Below are 444 nucleotides of genomic sequence, written 5' to 3'. Positions count from 1 at the left end.
GGCCTTAGGCTCAGGACTCATAACCACCAGATGACCATGGCTGCGATGAGGACGGCGGCGTCGAAGACGACGGCGAGTTTATCGTAGCGGGTGGCGATGCGTCGGAAGTCCTTGAGGCGGCTGAACATGCGCTCGATGAGGTTGCGTCTGCGATAGGCCTGTCGGTCGAAGGGATAGGGGTTCTTTCGGGTCCTGTTGTTGGGCACGACAGCCTTGGTCCCTCGGTTTTCCAGGAAGCTGCGGAAGCCATGGCTGTCGTAGGCGCAGTCCGCCAGGCAGACTTGGGCCGGCGGCAGGGGGCCGAGCAGTTCGGTGGCGGCTCGCAAGTCGCCCAGTTGACCCGCCGTGACGACGAAGGCGATAGGCCGGCCCTGGCCGTCGACCACGGCGTGGATCTTGGTGGTGCGCCCGCCCCGGGAGCGGCCTATGGCCTGGGCGAGAGCC

1 protein-coding gene is annotated in these 444 nt (G+C 66.0%); it reads right to left on the bottom strand.

Features of this window, described 5'->3' with window-relative positions; genetic code table 11:
- Positions 1–17: 17 nt before the first annotated feature.
- A partial coding sequence (locus tag AACY52_RS31425; RefSeq protein WP_339561563.1) for an IS5 family transposase occupies positions 18–444 on the bottom strand: 427 nt, incomplete at its 5' end.

Source organism: Pseudomonas sp. EA_65y_Pfl1_P113, assembly GCF_963970525.1.
GTDB lineage: Bacteria > Pseudomonadota > Gammaproteobacteria > Pseudomonadales > Pseudomonadaceae > Aquipseudomonas > Aquipseudomonas tritici.
This window is presented reverse-complemented; position numbering and strand designations above follow the sequence as displayed.